A 24,895-nucleotide genomic window follows, 5' to 3' on the forward strand; every position below is an offset into this window, starting at 1 on the left:
GGTAGTTACGTCACTGGCATTCCGAACGGGCCGCAGAACGGCGCACAGCGAACCATGGGGGACGCATGAACACCTTCGACCAGCGCTGCACGTACAGCGAACTGCCACGCTGGGCCTGCGACCACTGCGGCGCCCACCCCGGCAACGCAGGCGTCACCGCCCACCACGACCCGAAAGAGCCGCCCCGAGCGCTCCGACTCGTGTTCGCCGACGTCCCCGCCACCATCGGCGAACGCCCCGACCTGCACCTGACCCGACCCGGCGACGGCACCTGCGCCTGCGGACAGCCCACCCGCGACGACGCCTACGGCTGCGAGGACTGCGCCGACGAGCTGGCCCGCATCCTCGGCGACGTGCCCTGGCTCGCCGAGCAGCTCGACATCGCCATCGCCGGACAGCGCGCCAAGCGATTCGGCGCCGAACACGGAGACGACGGCCTGCCCTGGAACGCCGCCGCATCGACCGCCCTCGCCGAACTGCGAAACGAGCTCGTCGGCGTCGTGCGGATCTGCATCGAGGACCACGTGCGGCACCAGTCCCCGGCCGACGGCTGGCCCGCCGACACCCTGCCCGCGATCTCCGGGTGGCTGCTGTGGCGCGTCGACGGCCTGACCCGGCACGAGACATGGACCGAGACGCTGCGCAACCTGCGGCGCATCGAGGGCGACACGCTGCGGATCATCGACAACCCGCCGCGCCGGCTGTTCCTCGGCTGGTGCACCGCGCGGAGCATCGTCGGGGAAGGCCCCGACGTGCGCATCGAGTCGTGCCCCGGAGCCGTCTACGCCACCGAGGGCGCCCTGCAGGGCAAGTGCCGCGAGTGCAAGGCGCCGTACCCGGTCAAGGAGTCGCGCGAGGCCCTGGAGCGCGAGTTGGACGACCGGCTGTGCACGGCTGCGGAGATCGCCCACCTCATCACGTATCTGGGGCTCCAGGTGAGCCGCGAGCAGGTCCGCAAGAGGATCAACCTGTGGGACGCACGCAAGCGGATCACGGCATCGGGTACCGACGACGCCGGGCAGCCTACCTACCGGTACGGCGCGGTGAGGCCGCTGCTGTCGGTGGCATTCGAGAAGCGGGAGGCATGATGGGAACCATGACGATCACGGAGTTCCTGCTGGCCCGGATCGCTGAACGTGAGTCCGTAGCACGGGACATGCAGCATCAGGCACGAGTCGGCCGCCCATTCTTCCGCACCGACCTCCTCGCCGGCGGTACGGGCATCCGAGAGTTGATCGACCCCGCCCGCGTGATGGCCGACTGCGAGGCGAAGCGGCGGATCGTGGAGTTGCACAAGAACTGGCCGGTACTGATCGACCAACCAGTCAAGCTCGAGCCGATCGTGAGCAGCGACCCGACACAGTTCGCGTTCCGAGCATCGCAGCAGATCGCCTGGGCGACCGAGCAGGAATACCGCGCCAAGTTCGGCGACGAGCCACCGACCGCGCCGATGCTGGCAGCCCTCGCCGCCGTCTACGCCGACCACCCAGACTACCGCGAGGAGTGGCGCCCGTGAGGCGGCACCGCTGACCCGAAACACCCGTGACGCGCGGTGCTTGATTCCTGCCCACCCGGCGTGCAACCATGAAGCGCACCAGAATTCGCGCGCCCTGAGCCAGACGGCCGGGGCGCTTGCCATGTCCGGCGGATGGGGGCAGCGATGAACGACGACCCCGCGCTCACCTGCACCAAGTGCACGCGCCCGCTGACCCACCACTGCAAGGCCGGCCTCTGCGGCTGGCTGATCTGCAGCAACCGCACCTGCGAGGCCGGCACCTTCGACACCGTGCGCGGCGTCCTCGTGCTGCGTGGTGGGACCGTGGAGCGGCTGCGGTACTAGCCGTGAACCGTCACCACGTCCTCGACGCATACGGCTGCCACCTGCACGTCGCCACCGACCGACGCGGCTGGGCCACCCTGCGGCGCAGACTTCCCGGCCTCGTGGACGGCCCGGCACCGGAGTCGGCAGGCTGGACACGGTTCGCCGCCTGGCAGCCCAAGAGCGGCATCACGGTCCCGGTGGTCGTGGTCTACATCAACGCCGCCCAGCACACCGCGCCGGTCGACCTGATCGACACCGCCGCGCACGAGGCCGCACACGTGGTGTCCGCGCTCATGGACCACATCGGGCACACCATCAGCGGCATCGACGAGCCGAGCGCGTACCTCGTTGGGTGGGTCACGGCGTGGCTGTGGGGCGCGGCGAGCGATCAGCCCGTCACGGCCGACAGGACCGCGAGATAGACCAGGAACGACACGCCCCACAGCAGCGGGATCGCCCACATTCCGACACGGCGAGCACGAAGCACCAGATAGACCGGGACCAGGATGAGGCCCCACAGGGCGCCCACCTCGACGTAGCCGGCAGCCTGTACCCGCTTGTCGTCGGCCACCGCGAACACGACGTTTAGCACGACCATGGCCAGCCCCAGCATCCCGCCGCTGATCGTCGGGAAGGCGAGCGGCAGCAGCAACGAGAGCAGCGGCACGGCGACGATCGCCCACGCGAACGTGTTGTCCAACGGCAACGGACGTCGCATGCTCAGCGGCACGTCGCTACGGCAGAACGGGCACCATCCGCCGCCCTCAGGAATCGTCTCCGCGCATCGCGGGCACGTCATCGTCGCCACGGAGGGCACGCTACGCCGAACGGAGGCGGTCGACATGGTGAACACCGATCCCGCCGCCACCGAACGACTCATGCGCTACTGGGCAGAAGGCGAAGGCGCGGCGAAGATCCAATGGGGAGTGCCCGGCGACTTCGACAGGTGCGTCGTCGAGCTGGGCAAGTACGTCGGACCACGCATCGTCAAGGGCCTGTGCTCCAACCTGCACGAGCGTGCCACCGGCGCACGACCGGGCCACGCACCGGGCGAACAGCACGGCTGATGCCGTACCGGTACGCCCAGCCCGGCAACTGGAAGACGACCCGGCGCCGCATCCTGCAGCGCGACGAGGGCCGCTGCTACAGCCCGTACCCGGCGCTGTGCATCGGCGAGGCGACACAGGTGGACCACGTTCAGCCGGTCGCAGCGGGTGGCAGTCACGACGACGACAACCTCGCCGCCATCTGCGCGCCCTGCCACGACGCCAAGTCCAAGGCCGAGCGCATGGCGGGCGTCCAGCGCGTCAGACACGCCCGGCACCGGCCGCCCGAACCGCATCCAGGTGCGATCTAGCGGCTCGCACGTCGGAGGGGTGGGGGGGTGACCCCCTCGCGCTGCCGTCGCCTTCCGAACCGGTATAGCACTCGCCGGCCTGCGTGCGGTCTGGCTCTCGTTTTTCCGGCTCACCCAGGCGGTGGCCGTTCTGCCCAGGAGGCAACCCGTCATGCCCGCAAAGAAGAAGTCGACCGCGCCCGCTGATCTGTCTGACGCGGGGCGCGCGGTGTGGGACTCGATCGCGAGTCGCTATGCGCTCCGTCCTGATGAGGTCGCTCGGCTGCATGCGGCGTGCCGCACGGCGGACATGGTGGCGAGTCTCGAGGCGGCGTGGTCGGAGCGCGGTTGCCCGATGATCACGACGGGGTCGATGGGCCAGGAGGTGATCCATCCGCTGATCGGTGAGCTTCGTGCTCAGCGGTCGGCGTTGGACGGGGCTCTGACTCGGTTGAAGCTGCCGGACGACGAGGGCGGTGGCGTGGCTGTGAACCAGCAGCGCGATGCCGCGAACTCGAAGTGGTCGACGGGTCGAGGACGTGGCGCGTAGCCTCTCGGCTGCAGCGCAGGTCCGTTCGAGCGAGTCCGAGTACCGGGAGATCATCGGCTGGTACGAGGACCAGTTGCAGCGGGCGACCCCGCCGACTGGGTTGGCGTGGGAGCCGGTCAAGATCGGGCCGACGTGGCGCTACGAGAACGGCTGGGTTCTGCCGGCGGTAACGCTGGGGTGGCGGAATCTGGCGTGGGCGGGGAAGTGGCTCTCGGCGCCGAAGGGCGGCCCGTGGACGTACACCCTCGAGCAGGCGCGGTTCATCCTCTGGCATGACGCGCTGGACCCGGAGACGGGCGAGTTCCTGTACCCGTTCCAGGTGCTCCAGCGGCTCAAGGGGTGGGGCAAGGATCCGCTGGCGGTGGCCGCGTCGACGACGCACATCTGCTCGCCGGATGCGATGTTCTCCCATTTTGACGGCGATGTCCCGGTGGGTCAGCAGGTTCCGAATCCGTACGTGCAGATCGTCGGCGTGGCGCAGGATCAGATCAAGCGGAACACGATGCCGCTGTTCCCCGCGCTGATCCCGCCTGAGACTCGGGCCGAGTATGGGATTCAGCCGGGCAAGCTCGACGTGTGGGCGCGTGGTGACACCGCGCATATCGAGGCGGCGACGTCGTCCGTGCTCTCGATCGAGGGTCCGCGGCCGACTCTGGTGATCCGCAACGAGACTCAGAACTGGGTCGAGTCGAACGGCGGCCACGAGCTGTCGGGCGCGATCGAGGGGAACTTGGCGAAGTCGGCCGATGCGCTGGCTCGGCAGTTGGACATCTGCAACGCGCACCGTCCTGGTCAGGACAGTGTGGGGCAGCGGCAGCGCGAGGCCTACGAGGCGACGGTGGGCGTGCGTTGCCCGGTCCACGTCGATGAGGTCGAGTGGCCGGACTGCTTGGACTGTCAGCCGCCGAAGTCGATGGACTTCGGGATGCTGTACGACTCGCTGGAGGCACCTCCCGAGGCCCCGCTGACCGTCGATGACGCGCCGGGCGTCGTGGAGTCGATTCGGGGCGACTCGACATGGCTGAACTTGAAGCGGATCTTGAACTCGATCAAGAACCCGTCGAACCCGGCGTCGGAGTCGCGGCGCAAGTGGTACAACCAGATCACCGCCGCCGAGGACGCGTGGTGCGACCCGAACGATGCGAGGGCCGCGCAGCAGACGGGCCGGTTTCTTGCCGAGGGCGACCGGGTGGTCCTGTTCGGGGACGGCTCGAAGTCCGATGACGCGACGGGCCTGATCGCCTGCCGGGTCTCTGACGGGTTCGCGCAGGTGTTGCACGTCCAGCAGCCGAAGAAGGGCCGGATCGTCGACCGTGACGCGGTCGACCACGCGGTCATCGCGGCGATGGGCCGCTACAAGGTGGTCGCCTTCTGGTTCGACCCCTCGCACGCGAAGGACGACGACGCCGAGGGCGACAACCGGTTCTGGTGGCCGCTGTGCGACGAGTGGTCGCAGCGGTATGGCCGCAAGTTGAAGTGCTGGCCGGTCAAGAGCGGCAACCGGGCGCACGCGGTCGCCTTCGACATGGCCCTGGACACCAACCAGCGCACGTTCGTCGAGGCCTGCGACCAGGTGCTCACCGAGATTGCGGGCGGCGAGGTGGCGTTCGCCGAGTCCGGGGTGCTGGTCGAGCACCTGCGCAACGCGAAACGGGCGCCGGGCCGTTGGGGCGTCTCGGTCCGCAAGGACAACCGGGAGTCGCGCCACAAGATCGACCTCGCCGTGTGCCTGATCGGCGCCCGCATGTTGCGGCGCATCTACCTGCTGAGCCTCAAGTCCGGGGCCGGCGCGCCCGGCAAGGGCCGCGTGATCATCCTGCCCGACTGAGCGAACGGAGCGTCCACAGTGGTCCCGCTCTCCAATGCGTTCTTCGCGCCGATCGCGACGTTTCCGCAGTTCCCCGACCTGAACCTGTCCGACGACGAGCTGGGGATGGCGAACTGGCTGGCGATGCGCCTGTTCGAGCAGCGCGCCTACTTCGAGCTGCGGTGGCTCTACTACGACGCCGAGCAGCGGATGCGCGACCTGGGGATCAGCATCTCTCCGACGCTGGCGAAGATCCGGCCCGCGTTGGGTTGGACGATGGTCGGCGTCGACGCGCTGGTGCACCGCACGGTCGTCGAGGGCTTCCGGTTCCCCGGCGCCACTGACGTCGACGATGACCTGATGGGGATCTGGTCGGCGAACAACCTCGACGCCGAGGCGCCGATGACGCACCTGGAGGCGTTCGTCTCGGGTCGGGCGTACAACGTGGTCGGCAGCGGTGACGACTCCACGAACGGTCAGCCGTTGATCACCTCGGAGTCGCCGATGAACATGGCGGTCCAGTGGGATGCGCGGATGCGCAAGGTTGCCGGCGGGGTGCAGGTCTACTACGACGGCGACTTCTCCTCGGACATGTACGGCGCCGAGGTCGCTGCGCTGTACGTGCCGGGCACGACGATCCACATGGCCCGCGAAGCGTCGTTCGGGAACCCGATGGCGGCGAGGTGGGAGGTCACCTCCCGCGACGACCACGGGTTCGATCCGCCGATCGTGCGGATGGCGAACCGTCAGCGGCTCACGAACCGCGACGGAGCCTCGGAGATCGGCGCGGCATGGATGTCGACAACCGACTCGGCGTGCCGGACGTTGGCAGGCATGGAGGTCAGCCGCGAGTTGCACGCCGCGCCTCGCCGCTACGCGCTGGGCGTCACCGAGTCCGCGTTCCAGAACCCCGACGGCACACCGGTCTCCAAGCTCAAGTCCTACATGGACATGCTGTGGCTCCTCGAGCGCGACGAGGAGGGCAACGTCCCGCAGGTGGGCGAGTTCAAGGGCTCGGACCCCTCGACGTTCACCAAGGTGCTCGACGCCTACAAGGAGCTGATGAGCGTCCACATGGGTGTGCCTCCGTCGATGATGGGGATTCACGCGGACGGCAACCCGGCGTCGGCGGACGCGATCCGCGCAGGGTTCGAGGAGCTGACGCAGCGGGCCCGGTCCAAGCAGTTGATCCTTGGCACCGGTTGGGCCGACACGATGCGGATGGCGCTGCTGATCCGCGACGGCCATGTCGCCCCGGATGCGTACCGGATCGAGACGGACTGGCGCGACCCGGCGCCGTCGACCCCGGCGGGCACCTCGGACGCCGTCACCAAGCAGATCACCTCGGGTGCGATCCCGGCGACCTCGGACGTGACGTTGAAGCGGCTGGGCTACTCGGCGGTGGAGCGGTCGCGTCTGGCTCAGGACCGCGATGAGGACCAGGGCGCGTCGTTCCTGCAGGAGATCGCCCACAGCCTGACCGCGAAGGCGGCACGGGTCGACAAGGGCCTCTCGAACGACGTCATCTCGCCCGCGTCGACGACGTCGGGCAGGCAGGCGGTTCCGACTCCGGCTGAGGTGTTCGGTGGCGCGCAGCGGAACGGCTGAGCAGCATCAGGTCGCGCAGGCGGGTCTGGCTGCCGCTACGGGCCCGCTGGTGCTGGCGGCGTGGGCGCACTTGCTCGACCTGCACGACTTGAAGGGCTCGGTGCCGCGTCTGGCGGCGGCGCTGCGGTCGATCCTCGCCCAGTATGGTCGCGCGTCGGCCTCTGCCGGTCTGACGTACTACCGCAACGAGCGTCGTGCGGCCGGTGTCACCGGGCGGGTTCACCTGTCGTTGCCGCCGCTGCCCTCGAACGCCGAGGTGACCGCCGCGGTCGAGCACGTCATCTCGCCGCTGTACGGGGCGCCCGATGCTCAGGCCGAGCGGGATGCGCGTGATGCGCTGGCCTCCGAGGTCGAGCAGATGGTCCTGGACCAGTCGCGGCAGGCCGTGATGAGCGCTGCCGAGGCGGACCGTGAGGCGAAGGGCTGGGCGCGGGTCACCGAGCCGGGCGCGTGCTCGTTCTGTCGGCTGCTGGCCACCCGTGGCGCGGTGTACGGCACGAAGGTCAGCGCGGACTTCCGGGCGCACACCAAGCAGCCGAACGGCTCAGGTGGGACGTGCCGCTGTCACGTCGAGCCCGTGTTCGGTCACTACGAGCCGACCGCGCAGGCACGAATGGACCTGGCCGAGTACAAGCGCCTGACCGACGAGTTCGGGAAGTCGGGTCGCGCCATCCACATCGCGTGGCGCCAGCACGTCGAGGGTCGTCCCGTGACGGGCCCGCTAAGGAAGCTCGCCTGAGCGTTCAGGCACCCACACACCTCCCCGCCCGGAGCGGGGGAACCAACCGCCCCAGGAGGGCAACGTCATGTCCGTATCACCCGCAGAGCCCACCCCGACCGCCCCCGTTCAGGCGGCCGAGAGCACGACACCGGAGCCCGTCCCTCAGGCGCCCGCAGAGGCCGCACCGGTCGCCAAGCGATCCCTGGAGGATCTCCTCGGCGGACTCGACGACGACGCCCGTTCGGTCATCCTCGGGGAGGTCTCCAAGGCGCGCAACGAGGCCAAGAACCTCCGCGACCGTTTCAAGGAGGCCGAGCCGAAGCTCACCGAGTACGAGCGGCTCGTCGAGGCGTCCAAGTCTGACCTCGAGCGCGCGCAGGAGGCCGCCAAGGCTGCCAACGACCGCGCAACGGGGATGCTCCGGGATGTCGCATCGGCCAAGGTCGAGGCCGCGCTCTCCGCGCTCCCCGACGACGTCCGGGCGACCCTGCTCGAGGACATCAACGTCGACAAGTTCATCACCGATGGCGAGGTCGACGCCGAGAAGATCGGCGCACTCCGCGAGAAGTACGCCGCGTTCGCCAACCCCGAGAAGCCGGGCATGAAGCCGAACCCCTCGCAGGGACGTTCCGCTTCGCCCGCGCCGAGCCTCGGCGAGCAGATCACCCAAGCCCAGGCGGCCGGTGACTTCAAGACCGCCATCCGACTCAAGTCGCAGATGGCGCTGAACAGCAGCAACGACTAGGCGCAGGCGACACCGCCTGCCCGCTAACCCGAAGGAGCCAAGACAATGGCTGCAGTTTCCGGGCAGGGCACCACATACAACCTGCCGAACTATCACGGCGAACTCTTCACCGTGACCCCGACCGAGACCCCGTTCCTGTCCGCCATCGGCGGCCTGAACTCGGCCAAGCCGTCCGCGTCGACCACCTTCGAGTGGCAGACGATCGACCGTCGTTCCTCGAGCGCCAACAACGCGGCCCTCGAGGGCGCGGCCGCGCCGACCGCCGCCGAGCGATCGCGCGCGAACCTGACCAACGTCGTGGAGATCCACCAGTCCGCTATCGAGGTGTCCTACACCAAGATCGCGGCGCGGGGGAACTTCGCCGGTGCGAACATCGCCCCGGAGGCCGACGACGCGGTCCTCGACGAGCTGACCGTGCAGACGATGGCCGAGCTGGAGTCGATGGCCGTCGACGTGGAGAAGTCGTTCCTGTCCGGCACCCTGCAGGTGCCCGCGGACAACACGACCGCCCGCCACACCCAGGGCGTCCTCGGTATCGCTGGCACCGTGTCCGCGAACGGCGGCACGGCCCGAGCGCTCACCTCGGACATCATCAACGCCCACCTGCAGGCCATGTTCGACGCGGGCGCGAAGCTGCCCCAGGCGACCACGGTCCTGCTGGCAGGCTCGGCGCAGAAGGTGGCCATCACCAAGGCTTACGCGCAGGCGACGCTGAACGCGCCGACCCGTGACCGCAACGTCGGCGGCATCGACATCGAGACCGTCGTGACCCCGTTCGGCACGTTCGGCGTGATGGTCGACCGGTGGATGCCCGCCGGTCAGGTCGGCGTCGTCGACCTCGGGGTCTGCTACCCGGTGTTCCTCAACATCCCCGGCAAGGGGCTGCTGTTCACCGAGGAGCTGGCCCGCACGGGTGCCTCGCGCAAGTTCCAGCTGTACGGCGAGATCGGGCTGGAGTACGGCCCGACCAACGCGCACGGCGTGATCAAGGACCTGAGCTGAGTCCTCGCCGGGATGGTCGGTCCTCTGGATCGGCCATCCCGGTGACCACCTTCCACGCGGAAAGACAGGAGCCATTGCGATGGCGAAGTTTCACGGATCGACCAATCTGAACCTCGGCGGCCCCGACCCGTGGGCCGTCGCGGCCTGGGACGACGAGTCGCAGAGCTACGTGATCGACGTGACGGGCGAGGACTTGAAGAAGTTCCGCGCCGTCGCCGAGGACTACGGCTTCGCTGAGTCCGGGTCCAAGAAGGCGGACAAGGACGACTGATGTCGGACCCTGTCGCGGCGCCGGCCGACCTCGCCCTGTTCATGGGGCTTCCTGCGGTCGACGAGGGCCGGGCGACCCTTCTGCTGGCGCTGGCTCAGGGCTTCTGTGAGGACGTCGTCCTCCCGCTGCCCGCGAGCGCGAAGGGTGTCGTGTTGGCTGCTGCGGCTCGGGCGTACTCGAACCCGCAGCAGAACACGGCCGAGAACACCGGACCGTACGGGGTGTCGCGGACCGCGAGCGTGTATCTGACCCGGATGGAGCGTGCGACCCTTCGCAGGGGCGCGGGCCTCGGTGGCGCGGGGTCGGTCTCCGTGCTCGCGGTGGCCGCGAACGCTGTCCAGTCGGTGACGGTGGCCGCTACGGCGGGCACGTTCGCGCTGATCCTCGATGGTGTCGCGACGGCCCCGATCGCGTTCGACGCGTCGGCCGCCGACGTCCAGGCGGCGCTGTCCGCGCTGCCGAATGTGGGCCCCGGGAACGTCGTCGTGACGGGCGCCTTCGTGGTGACGTTCGTCAACGCGCTGGGCAACACGGAGGTGTCGCTGCTGACCGCTGACGCCTCGGCTCTGACCGGGACCGTGACCGTTGCGGTGGTGAGCGTCGGCGTGGCCGGGCCGGGCGCGAACCTGCCGCCGTGGGACTACGACTACTCGACGCGTGAGGGCTCGGCATGGTGATGCCGTTCGGCGAGACGGTCACCTTGCACACCCGCTCGGTGCTCGACCAGGACGCGGACGGCAACGACGTGCTCTACGACGTCGACACGGTCCTGTCCGGGGTGCCGGTCTGGCCCGCTGGTGGCACGGAGCTGGTGCAGGGTCAGGACACGCTGATCAGTGGCCTGTTCGCGCTGCTTCCTGCCGGGACCGACGTCTCGGGGATCGACTCGGTGACGGTCTACGGCGACGAGTACGAGGTGGACGGCGAGCCGGGTCGCTTCACCAATCCGTTCACCGGCACCGACCCCGGTGTGCAGGTGCATCTGACTCGGGTGGGGCTCTGATGACTGCCGACGACTTCCGGCTCGACTACGCCGGGATGGGCGAGTATCTGCGCTCGGAGGACATGGAGGCCGCGATGCTGGCCCATGCCGAGAAGGTGAAGGCGGTCGCCGAGTCGATCGCCCCGGTCTACGAGCAGGGTCCGCATCCGGGCCGCTACAAGGCGGCGTTCTCGGCGTCGGCGGGCGTCCAGGAGCACAAGACGACCCGCGCCTACGGCGAGGTGTCCAACGATGCCCCGGAGGCGTTCTTCGTCGAGTTCGGCACCGAGCACAACCCGCGGCACCGGACGTTGGGCAAGGCGGTGGGAATCGCATGACCTCCCACGTCGAGCCGCTGCTTGTCACATGGCTGGCCGCCCGGTTTCCTGGCGTGCGGGTGTGCACGGAGACGCCCGCGAACCTCGCCGAGGTGGTGCCGTGCATCCAGGTCGTCGGGATCGGCGGGTCCGGTGATCGGCTGCAGTTCGACTCTCCGCGCGTCGACTGCGACGTGTACGACGCCGCGCATGACCAGGCGTCGGCTCGTGAGAACGCCCGGACGTTGGCCCAGCAGGTCCGCGACGCGCTGCTTCAGGAGTTGCCGGGCCAGTCGGTCGGGGATGCGTTCGTGCTGTCGGTCGATGAGTTCATGTCGCCGACGTGGACGCCCTACGACAACACCGTCCTGCGGCGCTTCACCCTCTCGGTGGGGCTCCGTCTACACACCAGGAGCGCCGTATGAACGTGACCGTGAAGCATCCGAGTCTCCCTGTGGCCTACAGCGTCCCGGAGGGCGACGTGGCCCGCTGGGAGGCCTCCGGCTGGCTGGTCCCGTGCTCGGACGGCACCCAGGAGCATCCCGGCTTTGTAGCCGAGCACGCTGCCGCGCCCTGCCCGACGTGCGGGGCTTCCGGCGACGAGCCGTGCCGCACCGCGTCCGGCAACCCGACCAGCCGCCACAAGGCGCGCGGCTGACCCACAGACCCCTCCCCGGCATCGGCGAGGTAGCACCACAGCAGCACATCCACCAGGGACCGGGCACGTCCTATGGAGGAACCAATGACCAACGTGTTGAACAACGTCGTTGCCGGGCGGCCCAAGTCCACCGGTGGCGCGTACAGGGCCCCGATCGGCAGCGTGCTTCCAACCGACTCGACCACGGCGCTCGATGCGGCCTTCAAGTCGCTGGGCTACATCGGCGACGCCGGTGTCACCGAGACCATCGGCCGCACCACGACCACCGTCAAGGCGTGGGGCAACGACATCGTCAAGGTGCTGCAGACCGATTTCGCGGTCACCTACCAGGTGACCCTGATCGAGTCGCTGTCCGAGAGTGTCGCGCAGGCCGTCAACGGGGACGCGAACGTCGTCGCGACCGCCGCGACCACGACCGCCGGCAACAAGCTGGCCATCTCGGTCAACTCGGCCGAGCTCGAGCACAGCGAGTGGGCGTTCGACATCGCCGACCTCGAGACCTCGATGCGGCTGGTGCTCCCCAATGCCCAGGTGCTCACGGTCGGTGATGTGACCTACAACGACGGCGCCGTGGTGGCCTACCCGGTGACCATCCAGGCCTTCCCGGACGCCTCGGGGAACTCGGCCTACAAGTACAGCGACGACGGCCAGAAGACGGCCTAGTCGCTGGTCCCCTCTCTCCCTCGGCGCACGTAGCCAGCCCGGTCCCGCGTGCGCCGAGGGGCTCCATCCTCACCTTGACCGGGCAGATACGAAAGGACCGGGGCGATGGCATTTCAGGTGCCTGCAAGCAAGGCCAGCAAGGGCCAGGATCAGTTCGAGTTCACGATCGGGATGGCGACGTTCTCGGTCACCAAGACCAAGTACGTGCCGGTGCCGACCTTGATCGACATCGAGGACGATCTGCGCGCCGCCGTGGCGTTCTTCGCGGGCTCGACCGCCCTGCAGGGCAAGGCGGTTCGCGGGCTGGACCGTGAGCAGTTCGCGGACCTGCTCGAGGCGTGGCGCGAGGACTCGGAGTTGACCGAGGGGGAATCGCAAGCCTCCGACGGCTGATCGCCGAGCACAAGGAGGCGCTCGAGTACGACCTGATCCGTCTCGGCCTGCGGCTGGACTGGCTCGGCACGCCGGAGCTGTCGTGGCGCGATCTGCTGGTGCTCGTCCGGCAGGCGCCTGAGTCCTCTGCGATTCGTCGGGCTCTGCTGGGCGATTCGGCCGGGTGGGGGCTGCCCGAGCACCTATTGGCGCGGCTCTCGGACCAGGTGGCGAACCTGGTGTGGCTGCAGACCGAGGACGGCGCCAAGGGTGTGAACCGTCCGGTTCCGCTCCCGCGTCCGGGAGTCGAGCCGGTCGCTGACGAGTCACGGATGGGCGGCCGGGCCGTCGATCTGATCGACATGGCCGAGTGGCTGGCCAAGCGAAACCCGAATCAGCACCGACGCGAAGGGGGCCCGTCTTGAGTGACATCATCGTCGGCTCTGTCGGGGTGCGGCTCGTCCCGTCGGCCGAGGGCTTCACCGCGAAGGCGAAGGCGCTCACCAAGGGCCTGACGGCCGACGTGCGGGCCGAGCTGGACGACAAGGATGCGAAGGCCCGTCTCGCTGAGATGAGCCGTCCGCGTGACGCGAAGGTCGAGGCGAACGCGGACACCGCGAAGGCCGACGCCGAGCTGGACCGCGCGGCTCGGACCCGCACCGCGAAGATCAACACGCAGGTCTCGGGGCTGGATCGGGTCGGGTCGCTGCTGGGGGATACGAAGGGGTTCTCGGGCCTGACGACCGGGATTCTCGCGCTCGGGCCCGCCCTGGTCCCTGTCGCTGCTGCCACGGCCGGTCTGACCGCCGCTCTCGGTGCGCCGCTGGTGGCCGGCGGCGGCGGTTTGACGCTGTTCGGGTTCCTGGCCGGTGCGGGGGTCAAGCAGACCGACAAGGTCGCCAAGCAGATCGCCGCGCTCAAGGCTCAGGCGAACACGCTGACCAGCCCTGCTGCCCGCAAGGCCGCGCTCGCGCAGGCGGCGGCGCTGGAGAAGTCGCTGACCGGGCCGCAGAAGGCGCTGGTCTCCACCGAGCAGGCGTTCGCTGCGGCGCTCAAGCCGATCGTGACGTCCAAGGCGGTCCTCGGGCCGGTGACGCAGGCGCTGGGGCTGGCCGCCGACATCCTGCCGCATCTGAACCCGCTTTTGAAGGCGACCTCGGGGGCGCTCTCGGACCTGCTCGACGAGGCGGACCGGGCGGTCAAGGGCGGCGGCCTGGACACGGCGGTCGCGGATCTGTCGAAGATCGCGGGCCCGACGATCCGCACCGCCGGCGACATCCTCGGCAACGTCGCCAAGGGGTTCGTGGGCATCGGCTCCGCGTTCGCCCCGGTGGGCAAGGATGTGGGTCGCAGCCTCGATCACTGGTCGAAGGGCTTCGCGCACATCGGGCAGTCCAAGGACTTGAAGGACTTCGTGGGCTACGTGCGCCGCGAGGGGCCGGTGGTGGCTCACACGCTCGGCGACGTGGCGAAGGCGACCGGACACATCGTTCACGCACTGGCCCCGATCGGCGACGTCGGGTTGAAGGCGATCGACGGGCTGGCGAAGGGCATCTCGAAGATCCCGACGAAGACGCTCACGATCGCGGCCGGGTCGCTGGCCGGTATCGCGCTGACGCTCAAGGGCATCTCGCTGGCGAAGGGCGGCATCGGCGCGCTGAGCAAGCTCGGCGGCCTCGTCGGAATCGGCAAGGGCGGCAACCCGCTCACGGGTGGCATTGCCTCGAAGGCGTCCCCGGTGCCGGTGTTCGTCGTCAACGAGGGCTTCGGGGGCGTCCCAGGCGGAGGGCCCGGCGGCTCCCGTGTTCCTGGGGTGCCGGTGCCGAACATCAGTGGCGGCACCCCGAAGAGTCCCACCTTCGGCGGCTTCCCGGACAAGTTCTTCCTGGGTGAGGGCAGCGCCGCAACCGCGTTGAAGGGCCTGCAGGGCGGCGGACTCCTCGCGGGGCTCATCAAGGGGATCGGCGTGACCGCGTTCGCGGGAATGCCGAACGAGCACACGCTGCCGGTGGCCTCCGACAACGCGCAGGTGATGGCCAACATCGCCCGCGAGAAGGCGGTCAAGCTCACCCAGAAGCAGGCCGCCGCACAGGCGGGCCTGAACAGGCTGCTGCTGTCCCCGGCGCTGCCCGACTACGGCAAGCGGCTGGCCTCGCTGCCCAAGGCCGTGCAGACCAAGATCGCCACCCCTGGCGCGGTCCAGTCGCTCAGTGATGTCACGTCGCTGGCCAAGCAGTACAACCTGACCCCCAAGCAGGTTGCCACCATCGTCGCGCTGACCAATGTCAGCGCGTCGAAGGCGCAGATCGCGGACCTCGCGCGGATGTACAACCTCACCCCGAAGCAGATCCGCACCATTGTGGGGATCTCGGGCATCTCTGGTGCACTGTCGTCGATCGCGGCCATCAAGTCGCAACTGGCCAGCATCCCCCGCTCGGTGCGCACCGACTACTACGTCAACCAGGTCAACGCGCTCAACAAGCGTTCGCAGGCGCACGCCACCGGTGGCCTGATCGTGGGCCCCGGCACCGGCACGTCGGACTCGATCCTCGCGCGGCTCTCGAATCGCGAGTTCGTGGTCAATGCTCGCGCGACATCGCGCAACCTCGCGCTGCTGCAGAAGATCAACGCGGGCGCGCCGGGGTTCGCCTCCGGTGGCCCCGTGGGCAAGAACCCGCTGACCCGCTCGGAGTTCCGCTCGGCTGCCTCGGCGTTCAATCTGACCGAGGATCTCGGAATCAAGGCGCTGCGCAAGGAGTTCCACAAGTTCGCGGTGACGATCCACAAGGACGGCGGCCACCTGGGCAAGTCGTTCGACGATCTGCGTCGGCACGCGGTGAAGAACTCCAAGGCCTATGACGACATCTCGGCGAAGTTCGACCTGGTGTCCTCGCGGCTGCAGGCGGCTCGGCAGACGCAGTCGCAGGCCCGGTCTACGGCGGCGGGCTCGTTCGCGCACGACCTGTTCTCGGGCTCGCTGGCCGACTTCCGCACTCAGGCGGAGGCGGACCGCAACGACGCCAAGCGGATGCGGGCAGCGATCCGCGCGGCCAAGGGCAAGGGCCTCTCGGGTGCGCTGGGTGCGCAGTTGACCGGGTCGGGCAACCTCGCTCTGGCCCAGCAGTTCGCGCACGAGTCGCGTTCGCAGATCGCCTCGCTGGAGTCGCTGTTCGGTCAGCGCTCGAAGGCCGACAACCGGCTCGGCGCGGTGGCGGCGTCGTTCTCCGACCCGCTGATCAAGGAGCTGCGGCATCAGCGTGAGGCGGACCGCGACGAGATGCGGCGGCTTCGCAAGGTGCTGGAGCACCTGGAGGAGCGTGTGCAGGAAGGCGCCCGCAAGGGCATCGCGGACCGCAACCAGGGTGCGGGCAACCGGAAGAGGACGCGCTGATGCCGATCCTGAGGTTGACCGATGCGCCGTCGTCGTCGGCGAACGTGCTCTACGACTTCAACCCGTCGCCGGATCAGTTCGCTGGGCATGAGGGTCTGTCGTGGGGTGCGCCTGAGTGGACGGCGGCTCCGGGCTCGGTGGGTGGCTTCGACGGTCCTCGGACGGTGGCCTTCAACCACTACATGTCCGGCGGTCTGATCGGCGCGTACTCGGAGTTGGCGGATCTGGCGCGGGCTCTGCTGCGGCCGGATGCGTGGCTGCTGGTGCAGGTGACGTCGCTCTCGGAGCCGCGTTGGTTCCACGTGTGGCGCTCCTCGCCTGCGGAGTTGACGCCGGAGAATCTGTTCGTCCGCAGCGGCATGCCGGCGGGGCTGCATGGCATCAACGTGTCGCTGACCGCTGACCCGTACCTGTATGGGGAGCGGGTGAGCCTGCCGTCGGTGACGATCGACAACGACCCGACGGCGGCGCTGCATCCGATGTCGTGTGTGCTGGACAGCATCGTCGGGGACGCTCCGGCGCCGCTGCGGTATGGGGTGGCGAACTCGCCGGGTCACTCGGTGGACATGGTGGTGGCCTCGACTGCGGGCGTGGACGGGTCGACTCCTGCTCTGCGGGTGATCGACGTGGGCACCGGGGACGAGTGGACGGCGCAGGCCGACACGGGCGCCCCGGTTGCGGATGCGTCGATGGTGGGCGGCTCGTACCGGGCGACGACGTTCGCCGACAACGCGATGCAGCGCCGGCTGCTCGGTGCGGACATCTTCACGGGCCGGTGGCTAGCCGTGGCGCGGCTGGCGGCGTCGGTCGCGTCGGTGGGGCTCGATGTCAAGATCCACCTGGAGACCTCTGCTGGCGCGTCGACCGATGACGTGACGGTGCAGATCCCCGCCGGTGCGGGGCCGTGGTGGCAGGTGCTGGGCGAGATCGACCGGGGCATTCCGAACGCGCCGACCGATACCGGTGTGGTGGACGGGTCGGGCACGTTGCAGGTCTACGCGCAGGCGGTCTCCGGTGCGCCGGAGCTGCGCTGGGACTGTCTGCTGCTGGTGCCCATCGGGCCGCTGTCGGGCGAGTGCGTGGCGCATGTGATGACCGAGACGAACGTGGTCGCGGTCGGCGGCGACGTGAACGCATGGACCGATGGGGATGCGCAGACCCATTGGGAGGTCGTGTCCGTCTCGGGCACGGACGTCTCGACCTTCGACCTGGGCCGCGTGCAGTCGGGGTCGTTCCCGGTGGTGGTGCCGGGTGTGCCGAACCTGCTCACGTTGATCGTGACTCCGGGTGCGAACAGCGGCGGCAGCGATGACATCACGATGACCACCGACCTGGACCTGTCCTACCGTCCGCGCTTCCTGTGGCCGGCGCCGTGAGCCTGTCGCTGCGGATCGCCTCGGAGGGCGGCACGGATCGGCTGCTGTCGGATCGGCGCTACCTGTCGGGGCTGACGTTCCGCAAGGTCGCGGGCGGTGGCCCTGCGGACATGCAGGCGACGCTGAACATCCCCCGGTCGGCGTTCCCGGACCTCGGTGCGGGCGACCGCGTGTACGTCTACGCCCCGTCGGGTCGCTGTCTGTGGGAGGGGTTCGCGAACAATCCGGGCCACTCGCAGGGTCAGGCGGGCGAGTCCTTCGACTTGAACGCGACCGGGACCATGACGTTGGCCGCCGATGGCGCCTCGCCGCTGCTGTATCGCGACACGGCCTATGACGCGTGGATGACGACCGGCTCGAACACGCCATCGGCGAACGTCGGCGTCTCGGTGTACCCGGACGGGTCGGGGCTGCTGGCCGGTGAGCCCGCGATCCTGCTCGGCTTCAACCCCGGTCAGCCGCTCGCGGGCGGTCAGGGCCTCGCGTCGATGACCTACACCCCGACGCTGGGCGAGAGTCAGGTGATCGGCGCGGTGTGGATCAAGCACGACGCCGGGCTGACGACCACCGACTACTCGATGTTGCTGCGGGCGGGTGCTGACGCGGCATGGTGGACCGCGACGCTGACCGGCGTGGTGGGCACGGTGATCGGCTACGTGGGGGCCGACTTCGTCCCCGAGACGACGCACCGGGCGCAGTTGCATCACGACGGGGTGGCGACCAACGTGTCCACGACGGTGGACACGCTGTGGCTCGGCTGGCAGCCGCAAGCGATGTTGGGCACGCTGCGCACGGCGGCGGGTGCGGAGGTCGCGCCGCCGAGGGTGGACTACCTGCTCGCCTCGGAGGTCGTCGCGGATCTGGTGTGGCGCTTCCTGGGCGGTGTGGTCGCGGCGGGCCGGGTGTCCATCGCGGACACGGCCTACCAGATCGACCAGCTGGTCTACTCGGCGGCGACCCGGATGCAGCAGGTGCTCGACGACCTGACCCTCTACGAGCCGGACATGACGTGGGAGATGCTGCCCGACCAGGGCGCGGGACGCGGCTTCGCGTACCGTCCGTGGCCGACGACGCCGCGCTACATCATCTCCACCCGCGACGGGTTCTCCCAGCCGGGCTCGGACGCGGATCTGTGCAACCGGGTGGCGGTGTCGTGGACCGACGCGCAGGGCCGTCCGCAGACGACGGTGGTCACCTCGAGCGTCCCGGCGCTGGGTGGCCGGACACGTGACGCGGAGCCGGTGAGCCTGCCGGACGGTCAGGGGTCGACGGCGAACGCGACGAAGCTGGGGCAGGCGATCCTGGCGGCGGCGTCCGGTCCCCCCGTGTCGGGTACTGCGGTGGTGGCGCGTCCGGTGCTGGATCTGGCGACGGGTCGGATGGTGGCGCCCTTCGAGCTGGAGCCGGGCTACGTGGTGCGGGTTCGGGAGACGGGCGAGGACTTGCGCTGCACGGAGGTCTCCTACGCCCACGACGACCTCGCGGCGACGTTGACGCTCGGTGACCCGACGTACACGACCGAGCAGTATGTGGCGGCGCTGGCGTCGGGGCGGCGGCTGATCCCGCTGAACTCCGGCGGCACGTACACGGCGGCATGAGGGAGGCGACGAGCGTGATTGACCAGTGGTGGCCCGTCCTGACGCCCTCGGCTCTGCTGGGCATCGCGGTCCTGATGGTGCTGACCGGGCGGCTGATCCCGCGCCGCACCTACGAAGAGAAGTCACACGAGGCCCAGGAGTGGCGCACCGAGTCGCGCATCAAGGACGCCCAGATCGCTGAGAAGGATGAGCAGCTTGGGCATCTGCGTGAGGTCGGGGAGACCGTCAACGAGGTGATGCGCTCCATCAAGCGCAAGGCCGCCACCGACGACGGTGAGGGGTCGTCGTGAGGTGGCCGTGGGTGGGCCGCCGTGAGGCCGCCCAGGGCGCCCAGGAGGCCACGGCTTCGCGTGAGCGGGCCGAGCGTGACCTTGCCCGCACGAAGGCTCAGACCCCCGACGTCGCCGCCCTGGCGGCCCGTCTGCGTGGGCTGCGTGAGCAGAACAACTTCGCGGCCGCTATCGCCGCCACCATCGGGAAGGACACCCGGTAATGCGCACCGTTGCCCTGTGGATCATCGTGGCTGCCGCACCTGCCGCCACCGCCGTCCCGATCGTGTACGCCGCGACTGCGCGTTGGTGGCGGTCCCTGATCGGGCGGGCGATGATGACGTCGGCTGTCGGGCTGGCGCTGCTGGTCGACCTGTCGCTGATCTTCCACGGCTGGTCGGGGCATCTGGGTGTCAAGGAGGCCATCGCGCTGGTGGTCTACGGGATCGTGGCGTGTGGTGCGTGGCTGACCTTGTTCGCGTTGGCGCGCACTCAGGTGCTGCAGCGGCGTGAGGACAGGGCCGCCGTCGAGGCGGGCGAGTGACCCATGGCGCCGCTGGGCCGCGATCTGCCGTGCCCGCGCTGCTCCCACGCCCATCGTTTCGCGCCCTGTGACCCGCCCTGCGACTGCCCGCCGCACGACCTCGCGGACGACGTGGAGCCGTAGCTAGGGCTTGCGAGGCCTCCCGGTCCTGCCGGGACGTCTCACCATCCACTCGCGGATTGTCTCAGCTCGCCAGACCGGCGACCGACCGAACATCATGTCGGGCTGGGGCAGGTCGCCGCGCGCCTTGTAGCGGGTTACGGACTCGGGCCGGATGCCGAGAACCCGGGCGACCGCCTCGGTGTCGAGGAGGTCGCTGTTGGCCGTGGTCACTTCGCGGCCTCGTGCTCGGCGACAACCTGCCAGAACTCGTCGTCGGTGACCTTGCAGGCGTAGCCCTCGTCGTAGTCGCCAAGGATTGTCTCGGCGATGGCCTCCACGTCGTACTCGGCGTAGGCATCCGAGACTTCGCCGGTGCCCTGGATGGGCTTCACGACCTCCCAGAGGATCGCGTCGTCGCGACTGGTGTAGCGGGTGCCGGTGAGTGCGTCGTCGTGGTCGTCGGTCCGGTAGGTGAAGCCTTCGCTGTCGCGGCCCTGGTAATCGGTCATCGTTCTGCTCCTGAATGTTGTCTTGCTGACATGGACAACATTACTCCCGTTTGAGCCACTGTCAAGGGTTCCCGGACAACTTTTCTAGGAGGCCACCATGCGCATCATCGGCTGGAACGTCGAGAACACCCACGCCCCGGACGCCGTGCGCCGCGAGGTCGCCAAGCTGATCGCCGTCCATGACCCGGACGTGATCTGCCTCCAGGAGACCTACCACCTGCACGGCCACCTCGACGGCCTCGGCTACCAGGTGGTCCAGTTCCGGCCGCGTCGTGGCGAGTCGGAGCGCGCGGAGACGGCGATCCTCGTGCGTGACGGGCTGCGGATCAAGGGCCGTCTGGCGATCCGGCTGCGGCAGCACTGGCGTGGTCCGAAGGCGGGGAAGCGGCACGACGGGCGGGTGTACCGCTACGTGCGGGTGAAGGTGCGCCGCGTCGTGTGGAAGGTCGGCTGCGTTCATCAGCCGTTCGGTCAGGGTCCGAAGGCCGAGAGCATCGCCGCCGTGCAGCGGTGGTTCGACCGTGCCCGCAAGGGGCGCCCGGTCGCGATGGTGGGCGACTGGAACATGACCAAGCACGTCGTCGCGGCTCGGTTGCACGGCGTGGACGTGGCCGGATTCGGGATCGACCTTGCCGCCGTGCGCAACGCGAGCGTGAAGGCCACCCGGCTGGGCAAGCACGGCAGCGACCACCACGCGATCAAGTACGACCTCGAGGAGCACCAGTGAGCAACGCCCAGCGCATCATCCGCATCGCCAAGGCCGAGGTCGGCTACCACGAGGGTCGCTCCGGTGGGCACTGGAACAACGACGAGAAGTACGCCGCTCAGGTGCCGGGCCTCTCGTGGGCCAACGGGCAGCCGTGGTGCGCGACGTTCGTCTCCTGGTGCGCGATGAAGGCGCGGCTCGCGAAGTACTACCCGCGCACGGCGTCGACCGACACGGGTGCGCGGTGGTTCCAGGACAAGGGCCAGTGGTCGCAGTACCCCGCCGTCGCCGCTCAGGGGTTCCTCGGCCACAATGGCGACATGTTCCATACGTTCCTCGTGGCCCGGTACGACGACACCTACGTCTACACGGTCGAGGGCAACACCAACGACAACGGCTCTGCTGAGGGCGATGGGGTCTACGAGCACAAGCGGCTGAGGCGTGATCCGGAGATCCAGGGCTACGGCTACCCGGCGTTCCCCGAGGGCCTGGACTCTGCGGACCCGTCCTACCGGCGCCGTGTCGCACCCAAGCCCAAGCCCGCGCCGACCCGTGGCGCGAACGTGGACGCTGCGATCGCCGCCGCATCGAAGGCCGAGCACGCCAACCCGGCGTCCAAGAGGCCGGGCAAGCACCACAAGCTCAGCCGGGCACTCGCCTGGCTCAGGAAGATCGGACCGCACCGATGAACCCGCTGACCGACATCATCCCCTCCGCGTACCGCAAGGCCGTGTACGCCGTCTATGCGCTCGCCGGGGTCGTCCTCGGCGCGCTCGGGATCGCCTACGTGGCCGCCGAGCCGACGTGGCTCAAGACCGCGCTGGCCGCCTACGCGTTCGTGGGCACCGCGCTCGGTGCGACCGCGCACGCCAACACGCCCAAGGCGCGCAAGGGCTAGGCGTGCCATGCCTGCCCGGTTCGACGAGGCCAGCACCGTCGCCGTCCCCATCGCCTACGGCGTCGCGCTCGTCCTGTTCCACGTCGCGTGGCGGCTCACCGGCCGTCCGTCGCTGACCGCACGCCTGCTCGACCTCGCGATCCGGCGGCTCGATGCCGCATGGCAGCGCCGCTACTACGACCTCTAGGGAGCCACGCATGTCCGCGTTCTCTGACCTGCTGCAAGGCATCGCCGCGCAGAATCCGCCGCAGGGCTGCCTCGGCGCGTTCGCCGAGAAGGCCGTGGTGGGTGCATCGTTCCTGGTGCCGTCCTCGGTGTTCCTCGACTCGGACGGCGCCCCGATCGACTTCTCGACCGGCATCACCGCGACCTGCCGCATCGTGGACGCGTCGGGTGGGGTGATCGCATCCCCCACGTTCACCGGCTTCAACGACGGCACGTTCACCCTGTCGCTGGACGAGTCGGTGACCGCTGCCATCACGCCCGGCCGCTACGCCTGGGGCTGCCTGCTCTCGGACGGCACCGACGTCGTGCCGTTCTGGGTCCCGTCCTCGTCCCCGTTCATGTTCCTCGCCGCCGCTTAGGAGATCGCGATGCCCTTTCAGCCGTTCCCCCCCGGCAAGGCCGGTGGCCCGCTCCTCATCGGCAAGCCCGGTCCTGCCGGTCCGACCGGCCCCGAGGGTCGGCAGGGGCCTCCCGGACCCGGCACGGGTGCCGGCGCGTGGCAGCCGACCACGGCGTACACCGCCGCCCAGGTGGTGCAGGCCCCCGATGGCTCGATGATCCGCCGCGTCGCCGACGGCACGTCGCGGGCGTCCTTCGACGCCACCGAGCAGGCGGCGTGGACGGCGGTGCTGGCGAGCTCGGGCACCGTCGAGAACGACGCCCTTACGGCCACATTCGCCCGCAAGTCCATCCTCCCCGCAGCACGCGCCACCGCAGACGGCCACTCCTACATGAACGGCGTCGGGACCGGCGTCACCAAGGGCACCAACGACATGGCGACCCTCATCGCAGCCGGACTCGACCTGCCTCTGTTCAACCGCGCCATCGCCGGGTCGGTGCTCTACAGCCACCTCGGGACCGGCGACGACTGGGCACAAGTGCTCCAGAACGAGACGCGACCGACCCGGTTCGCGCCTCCGGGCGGCTTCTACCCGATCATGTGGGGCATCAACGACGCCCACGCGCTCGGCAACACACAGACCGCGCAGGCCCCGTTCAAGCAGGCGCTGCGCAGCGTCATCTCCCGCTACCGTTCCGGTGCGGTGTTCGAGTCCAGCGACTCCACCGTCACTCTCGGCGGCTCGGGAACATGGCTGCAGAGCCTCACCGCGATCTCCAACTCCGGCGTCGGGTTCCACTACAACCCGACTGCCGGTGGCACCATCACGATCACCACCCCGGCATCGTTCCCCGGCGGCACCATCGCACTCGGGTTCATCAACTGGGACGATTCCTCGGCGTTCACCGTCACCGGCCCCGCCTCCCTCGGCTCGCCCGTCCTGACCCCGACGCCCACAGACGGCACCTACCGCAGCCCCGCCGTCATGCGCATTGCGGACGTGCCCGCCGGGTCGGCGTCCTACGTGTTCACCACCAGCGCCGTGACCGGCGGTGTCGGCTGCGCCTTCGACTTCTGGGCGTGGGAGCCCGACGAGGAATCGTGCCCCCTGATCGTCTTCGTCGGGCAGGCCAAGCCGCTGGACTACACCCAGTACGGCGACTCCAACCTCACCGACGCCGGGGTTGACGCCCTCAACGCCGTCTCCCAGGCCGTCGTCGCGGAGTTCGGCTCTCGGGTGATCTACGTGCCCACCACCGACATGGACCACTCGACCACCTACTACGAGGCCGGCAACATCCACCCCAACGCCGCCGGTCACGCCCACATCGCGGACCTCGTGGTCGCCGCCGTGCAGGACCAGCAGCTCTCCTTCCTCCGCGCCGACCTCAACATCGGACCGCTGCCCGCCTCGGCCTCGACCCCGCTGTGGGTCTCCTACACCCCGACCCTCACCGGGGCAGGCACCACGCAGGGCAACGCGACCGTGCTGGGCGCCTACCAGGAGGACACACAGAAGCACGTGGCGTTCTACGCCCGCGTCACCCTCGGCTCAACGTCGGTGGTCGGCACCATCATGGAGATCAGCCTGCCGGTGGCCGCGATCGGTGCCAGCAACGGGATCGTGGTGTTCGACGGCATGGTCAACCGGGGCGCGGGCACGACGCTGTTCCGGCTGGCCTGCCGCATCCAGTCCTCCACGTCCTCAGTGCGGCTGTGCGTCATCGGCACCAACGGCGCGCTGAGCAACGCCGGAGCCACGACGCCGCTGACGTGGGCGTCGGGTGACGTCATCACCATCGGCGGCGTCTACCGGGCGGCGTGACCGCCTGCCACTTACTGCGCGCATAGCACCACCCCGCACGACCCCAGCGCCCCATCCGCTTCGGCGGGTGGGGCGCTGTTCTGCGTTGGTGGGGGAGGGGTGCGCGTGTTGACCAGTCAACACATGAACCGTTTTCGGCCCCTCCGAACGGGTCCGAACGGCCCCCGGTTACGCTCAGCAGACCCCCCTGAGCGTGGTGTCGGGCGCGTTCGAATCCCGTTGGGGGTACGGAGCCGGCCGCTGATGGCGGCCGGTCGA

The 24,895-nt window shown here is 69.3% G+C and carries 35 protein-coding genes; 33 read left to right on the forward strand and 2 right to left on the reverse strand.

Annotated features, from left to right (window positions below; translation table 11 throughout):
* Positions 1 to 65 precede the first annotated feature (65 nt).
* From Q9R13_RS15800 to Q9R13_RS15815, 4 genes are all read left to right on the forward strand, one after another.
* Entirely contained in the window at positions 66 to 1,088 is a 1,023-nt protein-coding gene (locus Q9R13_RS15800; protein WP_310962132.1) for a hypothetical protein, read from the forward strand.
* Positions 1,089 to 1,096: 8 nt separating this feature from the next.
* On the forward strand, positions 1,097 to 1,516 hold the full coding sequence (locus Q9R13_RS15805; RefSeq protein ID WP_310962133.1) for a DUF6221 family protein: 420 nt from the start codon (positions 1,097 to 1,099) through the stop codon (positions 1,514 to 1,516).
* 144 nt (positions 1,517 to 1,660) lie between these two features.
* The gene (locus Q9R13_RS15810) at positions 1,661 to 1,840 is read left to right on the forward strand and encodes a hypothetical protein (RefSeq protein ID WP_310962134.1); all 180 of its coding nucleotides are present in this window, start codon (positions 1,661 to 1,663) and stop codon (positions 1,838 to 1,840) included.
* Between the two features lie 2 nt (positions 1,841 to 1,842).
* Positions 1,843 to 2,244 (forward strand): hypothetical protein, encoded by a 402-nt coding sequence (locus tag Q9R13_RS15815; protein ID WP_310962135.1) that lies wholly within the window; start codon positions 1,843 to 1,845, stop codon positions 2,242 to 2,244.
* Here Q9R13_RS15815 and Q9R13_RS15820 read toward each other — a convergent pair.
* Positions 2,211 to 2,630: a hypothetical protein gene (locus Q9R13_RS15820; protein ID WP_310962136.1), complete on the reverse strand. Its 420-nt coding sequence runs from the start codon at positions 2,628 to 2,630 to the stop codon at positions 2,211 to 2,213. The genes Q9R13_RS15815 and Q9R13_RS15820 overlap by 34 nt on opposite strands.
* A gap of 34 nt (positions 2,631 to 2,664) precedes the next feature.
* Here Q9R13_RS15820 and Q9R13_RS15825 point away from each other — a divergent pair, with 34 nt between their 5' ends.
* The 23 genes from Q9R13_RS15825 to Q9R13_RS15935 all read left to right on the forward strand — a co-directional run bounded on the left by Q9R13_RS15825 (position 2,665) and on the right by Q9R13_RS15935 (position 20,032).
* Positions 2,665 to 2,889 carry a hypothetical protein gene (locus Q9R13_RS15825; RefSeq protein WP_310962137.1) on the forward strand — a complete coding sequence of 75 codons (225 nt, stop codon included), beginning with the start codon at positions 2,665 to 2,667 and terminating at the stop codon, positions 2,887 to 2,889.
* Positions 2,889 to 3,179: an HNH endonuclease gene (locus tag Q9R13_RS15830; protein WP_310962138.1), complete on the forward strand. Its 291-nt coding sequence runs from the start codon at positions 2,889 to 2,891 to the stop codon at positions 3,177 to 3,179. Before Q9R13_RS15825 ends, Q9R13_RS15830 begins: the two co-directional genes overlap by 1 nt.
* A 151-nt stretch (positions 3,180 to 3,330) precedes the next feature.
* On the forward strand, positions 3,331 to 3,708 hold the full coding sequence (locus Q9R13_RS15835; RefSeq protein ID WP_310962139.1) for a hypothetical protein: 378 nt from the start codon (positions 3,331 to 3,333) through the stop codon (positions 3,706 to 3,708).
* The gene (locus tag Q9R13_RS15840; RefSeq protein ID WP_310962140.1) at positions 3,698 to 5,536 is read left to right on the forward strand and encodes a hypothetical protein; all 1,839 of its coding nucleotides are present in this window, start codon (positions 3,698 to 3,700) and stop codon (positions 5,534 to 5,536) included. Before Q9R13_RS15835 ends, Q9R13_RS15840 begins: the two co-directional genes overlap by 11 nt.
* 18 nt (positions 5,537 to 5,554) lie before the next feature.
* The gene (locus tag Q9R13_RS15845) at positions 5,555 to 7,123 is read left to right on the forward strand and encodes a phage portal protein (protein ID WP_310962141.1); all 1,569 of its coding nucleotides are present in this window, start codon (positions 5,555 to 5,557) and stop codon (positions 7,121 to 7,123) included.
* Positions 7,101 to 7,862, forward strand: a complete 762-nt coding sequence (locus tag Q9R13_RS15850; RefSeq protein ID WP_310962142.1) for a VG15 protein — start codon at positions 7,101 to 7,103, stop codon at positions 7,860 to 7,862. The genes Q9R13_RS15845 and Q9R13_RS15850 overlap by 23 nt, the downstream gene beginning before the upstream one ends.
* Before the next feature lie 67 nt (positions 7,863 to 7,929).
* Positions 7,930 to 8,589 (forward strand): hypothetical protein, encoded by a 660-nt coding sequence (locus Q9R13_RS15855; RefSeq protein WP_310962143.1) that lies wholly within the window; start codon positions 7,930 to 7,932, stop codon positions 8,587 to 8,589.
* Positions 8,590 to 8,634: 45 nt separating this feature from the next.
* Positions 8,635 to 9,591 carry an SU10 major capsid protein gene (locus Q9R13_RS15860; RefSeq protein ID WP_310962144.1) on the forward strand — a complete coding sequence of 319 codons (957 nt, stop codon included), beginning with the start codon at positions 8,635 to 8,637 and terminating at the stop codon, positions 9,589 to 9,591.
* Between the two features lie 79 nt (positions 9,592 to 9,670).
* Positions 9,671 to 9,862, forward strand: a complete 192-nt coding sequence (locus tag Q9R13_RS15865; RefSeq protein WP_310962145.1) for a hypothetical protein — start codon at positions 9,671 to 9,673, stop codon at positions 9,860 to 9,862.
* The gene (locus Q9R13_RS15870; RefSeq protein ID WP_310962146.1) at positions 9,862 to 10,539 is read left to right on the forward strand and encodes a hypothetical protein; all 678 of its coding nucleotides are present in this window, start codon (positions 9,862 to 9,864) and stop codon (positions 10,537 to 10,539) included. Before Q9R13_RS15865 ends, Q9R13_RS15870 begins: the two co-directional genes overlap by 1 nt.
* Positions 10,533 to 10,865: a hypothetical protein gene (locus tag Q9R13_RS15875; RefSeq protein WP_310962147.1), complete on the forward strand. Its 333-nt coding sequence runs from the start codon at positions 10,533 to 10,535 to the stop codon at positions 10,863 to 10,865. Before Q9R13_RS15870 ends, Q9R13_RS15875 begins: the two co-directional genes overlap by 7 nt.
* A complete protein-coding gene (locus Q9R13_RS15880; RefSeq protein ID WP_310962148.1) occupies positions 10,865 to 11,182 on the forward strand; it encodes an HK97 gp10 family phage protein in 318 nt (105 codons plus the stop codon). The genes Q9R13_RS15875 and Q9R13_RS15880 overlap by 1 nt, the downstream gene beginning before the upstream one ends.
* Entirely contained in the window at positions 11,179 to 11,586 is a 408-nt protein-coding gene (locus tag Q9R13_RS15885) for a hypothetical protein (protein WP_310962149.1), read from the forward strand. Before Q9R13_RS15880 ends, Q9R13_RS15885 begins: the two co-directional genes overlap by 4 nt.
* The gene (locus Q9R13_RS15890) at positions 11,583 to 11,819 is read left to right on the forward strand and encodes a hypothetical protein (RefSeq protein ID WP_310962150.1); all 237 of its coding nucleotides are present in this window, start codon (positions 11,583 to 11,585) and stop codon (positions 11,817 to 11,819) included. The genes Q9R13_RS15885 and Q9R13_RS15890 overlap by 4 nt, the downstream gene beginning before the upstream one ends.
* Before the next feature lie 84 nt (positions 11,820 to 11,903).
* Positions 11,904 to 12,482, forward strand: a complete 579-nt coding sequence (locus tag Q9R13_RS15895; RefSeq protein ID WP_310962151.1) for a phage tail tube protein — start codon at positions 11,904 to 11,906, stop codon at positions 12,480 to 12,482.
* Positions 12,483 to 12,587: 105 nt separating this feature from the next.
* Positions 12,588 to 12,875, forward strand: a complete 288-nt coding sequence (locus Q9R13_RS15900; protein ID WP_310962152.1) for a hypothetical protein — start codon at positions 12,588 to 12,590, stop codon at positions 12,873 to 12,875.
* Positions 12,821 to 13,279 (forward strand): DUF5361 domain-containing protein, encoded by a 459-nt coding sequence (locus tag Q9R13_RS15905; RefSeq protein ID WP_310962153.1) that lies wholly within the window; start codon positions 12,821 to 12,823, stop codon positions 13,277 to 13,279. Before Q9R13_RS15900 ends, Q9R13_RS15905 begins: the two co-directional genes overlap by 55 nt.
* Positions 13,276 to 16,245: a hypothetical protein gene (locus tag Q9R13_RS15910; RefSeq protein WP_310962154.1), complete on the forward strand. Its 2,970-nt coding sequence runs from the start codon at positions 13,276 to 13,278 to the stop codon at positions 16,243 to 16,245. Before Q9R13_RS15905 ends, Q9R13_RS15910 begins: the two co-directional genes overlap by 4 nt.
* The gene (locus tag Q9R13_RS15915; RefSeq protein ID WP_310962155.1) at positions 16,245 to 17,621 is read left to right on the forward strand and encodes a hypothetical protein; all 1,377 of its coding nucleotides are present in this window, start codon (positions 16,245 to 16,247) and stop codon (positions 17,619 to 17,621) included. Before Q9R13_RS15910 ends, Q9R13_RS15915 begins: the two co-directional genes overlap by 1 nt.
* The gene (locus tag Q9R13_RS15920) at positions 17,618 to 19,219 is read left to right on the forward strand and encodes a hypothetical protein (RefSeq protein WP_310962156.1); all 1,602 of its coding nucleotides are present in this window, start codon (positions 17,618 to 17,620) and stop codon (positions 19,217 to 19,219) included. The genes Q9R13_RS15915 and Q9R13_RS15920 overlap by 4 nt, the downstream gene beginning before the upstream one ends.
* Before the next feature lie 14 nt (positions 19,220 to 19,233).
* Positions 19,234 to 19,509 (forward strand): hypothetical protein, encoded by a 276-nt coding sequence (locus Q9R13_RS15925; protein ID WP_310962157.1) that lies wholly within the window; start codon positions 19,234 to 19,236, stop codon positions 19,507 to 19,509.
* A gap of 11 nt (positions 19,510 to 19,520) precedes the next feature.
* Entirely contained in the window at positions 19,521 to 19,712 is a 192-nt protein-coding gene (locus Q9R13_RS15930) for a DUF7620 family protein (RefSeq protein WP_310962158.1), read from the forward strand.
* Positions 19,712 to 20,032 (forward strand): putative phage holin, encoded by a 321-nt coding sequence (locus tag Q9R13_RS15935; RefSeq protein WP_310962159.1) that lies wholly within the window; start codon positions 19,712 to 19,714, stop codon positions 20,030 to 20,032. The genes Q9R13_RS15930 and Q9R13_RS15935 overlap by 1 nt, the downstream gene beginning before the upstream one ends.
* Positions 20,033 to 20,361: 329 nt before the next feature.
* Here Q9R13_RS15935 and Q9R13_RS15940 read toward each other — a convergent pair whose 3' ends face one another.
* A complete protein-coding gene (locus tag Q9R13_RS15940; RefSeq protein ID WP_310962160.1) occupies positions 20,362 to 20,643 on the reverse strand; it encodes a hypothetical protein in 282 nt (93 codons plus the stop codon).
* 97 nt (positions 20,644 to 20,740) lie between these two features.
* Here Q9R13_RS15940 and Q9R13_RS15945 point away from each other — a divergent pair, with 97 nt between their 5' ends.
* The 6 genes from Q9R13_RS15945 to Q9R13_RS15970 are packed head-to-tail and all read left to right on the forward strand — an operon-like array spanning position 20,741 to position 24,637.
* The gene (locus Q9R13_RS15945; RefSeq protein WP_310962161.1) at positions 20,741 to 21,370 is read left to right on the forward strand and encodes an endonuclease/exonuclease/phosphatase family protein; all 630 of its coding nucleotides are present in this window, start codon (positions 20,741 to 20,743) and stop codon (positions 21,368 to 21,370) included.
* A complete protein-coding gene (locus Q9R13_RS15950) occupies positions 21,367 to 22,038 on the forward strand; it encodes a hypothetical protein (protein ID WP_310962162.1) in 672 nt (223 codons plus the stop codon). The genes Q9R13_RS15945 and Q9R13_RS15950 overlap by 4 nt, the downstream gene beginning before the upstream one ends.
* Positions 22,035 to 22,247 carry a hypothetical protein gene (locus Q9R13_RS15955; RefSeq protein ID WP_310962163.1) on the forward strand — a complete coding sequence of 71 codons (213 nt, stop codon included), beginning with the start codon at positions 22,035 to 22,037 and terminating at the stop codon, positions 22,245 to 22,247. The genes Q9R13_RS15950 and Q9R13_RS15955 overlap by 4 nt, the downstream gene beginning before the upstream one ends.
* 7 nt (positions 22,248 to 22,254) lie before the next feature.
* A complete protein-coding gene (locus Q9R13_RS15960) occupies positions 22,255 to 22,434 on the forward strand; it encodes a hypothetical protein (protein ID WP_310962164.1) in 180 nt (59 codons plus the stop codon).
* 10 nt (positions 22,435 to 22,444) lie between these two features.
* Positions 22,445 to 22,831: a hypothetical protein gene (locus tag Q9R13_RS15965; RefSeq protein ID WP_310962165.1), complete on the forward strand. Its 387-nt coding sequence runs from the start codon at positions 22,445 to 22,447 to the stop codon at positions 22,829 to 22,831.
* 9 nt (positions 22,832 to 22,840) lie between these two features.
* The gene (locus Q9R13_RS15970; RefSeq protein WP_310962166.1) at positions 22,841 to 24,637 is read left to right on the forward strand and encodes a hypothetical protein; all 1,797 of its coding nucleotides are present in this window, start codon (positions 22,841 to 22,843) and stop codon (positions 24,635 to 24,637) included.
* Positions 24,638 to 24,895: the final 258 nt, after the last annotated feature.

It is taken from the genome of Nocardioides marmorisolisilvae (genome assembly GCF_031656915.1).
Classification (GTDB): domain Bacteria; phylum Actinomycetota; class Actinomycetes; order Propionibacteriales; family Nocardioidaceae; genus Marmoricola; species Marmoricola terrisoli.